This window comes from Nitrospirota bacterium (genome assembly GCA_020846775.1).
GTDB lineage: Bacteria > Nitrospirota > 9FT-COMBO-42-15 > HDB-SIOI813 > HDB-SIOI813 > RBG-16-43-11.
The window spans coordinates 1-4,901 of record JADLDG010000081.1 but is presented as its reverse complement, the minus strand read 5'-3'; the positions used below and the strand labels follow the sequence as shown (position 1 = coordinate 4,901).

Below are 4,901 nucleotides of genomic sequence, written 5' to 3'. Positions count from 1 at the left end.
CGCATTCATCGGATTGCCATGTCCGAGGAAGACAGCCGGCATCAGGTCCGTCATGAAAAATTCTCCTTAATTTCACTTTGCCCTATTGTCCTATTCCGATTTGTTTCATGTACGTCGCGTTGTCCCAGAACAGCCACTCTTCAATCATAACCCCGTCTTTCCAGTGCCCATCGGTGAATTTTTCCAGCTCCTTTTTCACCTTTTCGATCTTTGCCTTCATTCCAGGCGAATAGATACCATCATCGGAACCGCCTGCAAATGTTGATGGGACAGCCAAAGATAGAATAAGTATCGCAAGTAACCCAAATCTGCAAGTAATATTCTTCATTTTGTCTTACTTTCTGATTTGGAACATCTAATATTATATCAGAGATAAAGGTCTCTCTTCCTCTCCTCTCTCTCTTCAAGCTCTTCAAATTTCTTTAGGGTTGCGTTCCTGAGTTATATATCTTCGATTGAGGTAAGGTAGAGTGCACCGCTATATCACATCCACTCGATTCAATTGTTGGGTAATGTATCTTTCTCTTTCTTCGCATAATACAAGTTGTTCAGCTTTCGGTTCAATGTCATGATTGTGCCTTTTTATACTTGCAGGAAAGTTATAAACTAACGCCTCGACAATTGACCGCCTGTTCTCTATTTTGCCGCCTGAATGATAAAAATGATCTTTTGTAACGATATTAAAGCGCCGCCAATACTTATGCACCATTTCATTTTCGCGGTAATCATTATGATGCCATGTAGACAGGATAAAACGCGCTTTTGTGGACGATAAAAGTTCAAATAAACGACCTTCATCATCTTCTGTCCAGCCGTTATAGTAATCAACGTAACGGCCTGCGTATGGAGGGTCGCAGTAAATAATATCATTTTCTGTTGCTTCTAAAATCACTTCTTGAAAAGATTTATTAAGAAATATCCATTCCGGTTGAATGAGACATGCGACATCATGCACTTGGTTAACTATCTTAGTTATGTACGCCTTACTAAAACGTTTTGGCTTTTGACAAAAAGGGATGTTCCACCCACCTTTTTTATTGAAGCGCATCATGCCATTAAAGCCAGCCCTGGTTAAAAATAAAAAATCCAGAGGATCATGTTCTCTGTTGAAGCGATCTCTAATAAAGTTAAAGTGGTCGTAACCATTACTTCCAGCCTTCTGAAGTTTTTCGCCTTCTGTTTCTAAATATTTTCTAACAGCCGATGGCATTATTTTGCCTTTCTGAATATCTCCATAGAATCTAATAATGTGTGGATTGGTATCACTAAGTAATGCTTGTCGGAACCCGGAGTTAACGGCTACAACACCTGTTCCAATAAAAGGCTCTATCCAGCGACCGGTAACAGATGGCACCAATGCCCGAATCCACGGTACAAGTTTCGTTTTGATGCCTTGACTCTTAATTGGAGGAATAATTATACGCATCATTCATCCTTCTTCTGTTTTCTGGTAACCATAGGCACTATCATTTTTTTATCACCACGCTTAAAATCAATGAAGTCTTCGAGACGACGAATCGTAATGGTTTTACCTTTTCGCTTCATAGTAGTTAATCCGTAGTTCATCCAGTATTCATCAAACCAATCTTCCCCCAGCTTTGCAAAAACTCCATTCCCTTTAAAAATATCATCAATACAGGTGATTGAGCCGATGTTAGCAGTATTGCCTGAGCCTTGACGGTCACTTGCAAGCTGCCATTTCTCACATGTAAAAAACTGAAAATCTTTAATAACTGACGCAATAGAACGAAGGCTCTCAACTTTTGTTACCTTTCTATGACCAATTCGATTTGTATTCCCTCCATCATCATTGAGTTCCTCCACATTTATAATGTCGGTTTCACCCAAGTCTTTACTATATGCACGCGAGTAGATAATTCCTAAGCAGAAGTGCCCTAAATATTCACTATATGGAAACTGTATGTTTTTTGTTGATGTGCGCTTCTTAAAGTAAGCACCATGACTACCCAAAGTAAAGCCATTAACATGTCCTGAAAAAGTCGGATCTCGATAAGTAGTCTTAAGATCTACAGCAAATTTGATGAGTGGATCTTCTTTACTTACAAAGCTCAAATCTGGATACCAGTTTTGGTGTTCGGCAAGGACAATTGAGTATTGATTCTCTTCAGCGAACTGTAAAATTTGAGGAAAGAGGTGAATTTCTAATATCTTTGAGACGATCTTAGTGTCTGAACTAATGGTGTATATATTCCTGTATATGTCTATAAAGCCTTTAACAGTCCATTCACCATCTTCAGCACTGACATATTTAGTGAGACATGATACAAAGGTATGTAGTGCATCAGAAAATATGCGTTTAGCCTCTTCACGTTTAGATTTATTCAATTTTGCCATGTCTTATATTATATCTGTTTTGTTTGTTTGTCACTAACACTTACCGTGAACACCCCATGCAACCTGCACACTCCGACGCAAAATCAGGAATCAGTTATCAATTGGAAAAGACTTCATATCAGAATTTAGACACAACGAATAAGCCGACTCACCTCTTTATTCATTTTAAGAGCTTGAAGTCATGTAACCTCAGTGAGACCTTTAACTCCTCGATTTTTAAAGGTCCCATGATTTCCTCAGACAGCAATAACTACCTGCTCCATAGTAAAGATTTTTCATACACATAGCCTACTAACAACACGGGTCATTGTCGGAAACCCGCTAGGGGTTAGATTTTACTTCAAATTGTCTGTGATAATCGTCCACGCATTCTTTCTATCGTTATCGTCAGCGGTGAATTGTTTTAAGTCATGCCAACGAAATCCTGGGTCTTTTCGCGGTTGTCCATCTTTCTTGGCCTTGCCAATGTACTTTTTGAATTGACCCGATACTCGTTCCGCCAGGGTATCGTATTCATATATCCACACGTCCGGCATACCAGATTCTTTTAGTTCAACAAGTGCGACATACAGGTTCGGATTGTTCTGTTTTGTCTCTATGTCACGCCCCAGCTTCCATCCTGCTTTGTTGGACATGGATCGCGTCTTGACCTGAAGCGATACCGTTCGTGTCCCAGGTTGATTTGTAACAACGACATCAAAGAGAGGATTGTTCTTTGGTGTCAGTAATGCAAGGTAGCCGAGACGACCGAGTTCTGCGCACACGAAATACTCGCCTGCTACACTGATCAAATTGTTGGATAAATCCTTTGCCATTTCACTCTTTTATTTTGCCTAACAATAATAATACTGCACAACTAATCCTTATGACAATGCAAACTTTGCAGTATATTATAGCACAATTCATAATCAGAATTGGCGCTTCTGAGGATAAGAAAGGTGATAATCCTCATAAGTTGTTTGCACCTGGGGCATAATAGTGGCTCTGCTTCGAGAGGCTATAATTACTTAACGAGACCTTCCACAAGTCTATTTAATGACTTCATATCTTCATATACAACGCTCAGGATAAAAGGCCTTATCTTATGCATGTCCCCTTTATTTGCCTTTTTTCAGAGCTGCTATATATTCTACCCTCCTTATTTGAGGATTAATCACAGGACAGTAGCCGTTCTTCATGGTTAGAATACTTAATAAAAGTCTCCCTATTCTTCCATTACTTTCTATGAAGGGATTAATGGTTTCAAATTCAGCATGCAGGTCGCTTGCCCATTCAAGTCTGTATCAGCCATATTATGTGACCCCATTAAAAATAAAGGTCTCTCTTGCCCTGCTCTATCTCTTCAAGCTTCTTAATGGTTGCATTTCTGAGTTTTGGGTCTTCGATTGAGGCGGTTTGTGATTGGATTAACTCATCCCCTGTCCGGCGGAGTTCCTCGTCGCCATAATCAAGCAGATATTCTTTGAAGCTCAGGATGGAATTGGGCAGGCAGAACCTCTGTATCTCTCCCGGCTTTGCGAACTCCATGAACTCCTGTCCTGTCCTGCCGGTGCGATAGCATGCGGTGCAGAAGCTCGGGGCAAAGCCGTCCTTTGAGATGTGCCTTATGACCTCACATGTTGTTCTTTTATCTCCTATCGAGAACTGTCCCTTTAGGGTATTTTCTTCATCCCCTGCAGAGTAGCCGCCAGGATAAGTCCTTGAGTTTGTACTTATCTGTGATGCACCGATATGGAAAAGCATGTTCCTGAGTCCGGTGTCTTCCCGTGTGCTCAGGATGATTCCTGTATACGGTATGGCAAGCCGCAATATGGCGACAATCTTCATAAAGTCTTCATCACTAACTGCATAGGGTGGATTGACGGAGAGCGGGGCGCCGGATGCAGGCTCAATCCTTGGAACTGATACGGTATGGGGACCGACTCCATACTCCTTCTCCAACTGTCTTGCATGATATAGCAAGGCCAGGACTTCAAACCGGTAGTCATAGAGTCCAAACAGGACACCCATTCCAACATCGTCTATGCCTGCCTCCATGGCACGGCCCAGAGCCGATAATCTGTTGTCATAATTGTGCTTTGGTCCGAAGGGGTGCATCTTTAGATAGGTTGGAAGATGATATGTCTCCTGAAATATTTGATACGTGCCTATACCCGCGGACTTTAACCTCCTGTATTCATCAACCTGAAGCGGTGCGACATTTACATTTATCCTCCGTATCTCGCCTTTATCAACCCTGGCTGAGTAGATTACATCAATAGCCTTTTCTATATATCCTATGCCGGATTCTTTCGGGTCTTCACCGGCAACCACCAGCACCCTCTTATGTCCGTCCCTGATGATTGCCTCGCACTCTGACCTTATATCTCCCTCTGATAGAGTTCTTCTTTCTATCTCCTTATTGTCCTTTCTGAAGCCACAGTAGAGGCAGTTGTTAACGCACTTGCTGGTAAGATAAAGAGGGGCAAAGAGGACGAGCCTGTTACCATAGATCGCCTTCTTTACCTCTTCGGCGGTGCTGTAGAGTAATTCCGTTAACCCCTTGT

5 protein-coding genes and 1 pseudogene are annotated in these 4,901 nt (G+C 41.7%); all 6 read right to left on the bottom strand.

What is annotated here, in order from left to right; genetic code table 11:
- Positions 1 to 82: 82 nt before the first annotated feature.
- Positions 83 to 175 (bottom strand): annotated as a pseudogene (locus IT392_09935) (polyketide cyclase).
- Between the two features lie 303 nt (positions 176 to 478).
- On the bottom strand, positions 479 to 1,426 hold the full coding sequence (locus tag IT392_09930) for a Dam family site-specific DNA-(adenine-N6)-methyltransferase (protein ID MCC6544803.1): 948 nt from the start codon (positions 1,424 to 1,426) through the stop codon (positions 479 to 481).
- Positions 1,426 to 2,355 carry an EcoRV family type II restriction endonuclease gene (locus IT392_09925; GenBank protein MCC6544802.1) on the bottom strand — a complete coding sequence of 310 codons (930 nt, stop codon included), beginning with the start codon at positions 2,353 to 2,355 and terminating at the stop codon, positions 1,426 to 1,428. The genes IT392_09930 and IT392_09925 overlap by 1 nt, the downstream gene beginning before the upstream one ends.
- Positions 2,356 to 2,690: 335 nt before the next feature.
- Positions 2,691 to 3,170: an aspartate-ammonia lyase gene (locus tag IT392_09920; protein MCC6544801.1), complete on the bottom strand. Its 480-nt coding sequence runs from the start codon at positions 3,168 to 3,170 to the stop codon at positions 2,691 to 2,693.
- A 282-nt stretch (positions 3,171 to 3,452) separates the two neighbouring features.
- Positions 3,453 to 3,614 (bottom strand): Fic family protein, encoded by a 162-nt coding sequence (locus IT392_09915; protein ID MCC6544800.1) that lies wholly within the window; start codon positions 3,612 to 3,614, stop codon positions 3,453 to 3,455.
- A 46-nt stretch (positions 3,615 to 3,660) separates the two neighbouring features.
- A partial coding sequence (gene hydG / locus IT392_09910) for a [FeFe] hydrogenase H-cluster radical SAM maturase HydG (protein MCC6544799.1) occupies positions 3,661 to 4,901 on the bottom strand: 1,241 nt, incomplete at its 5' end.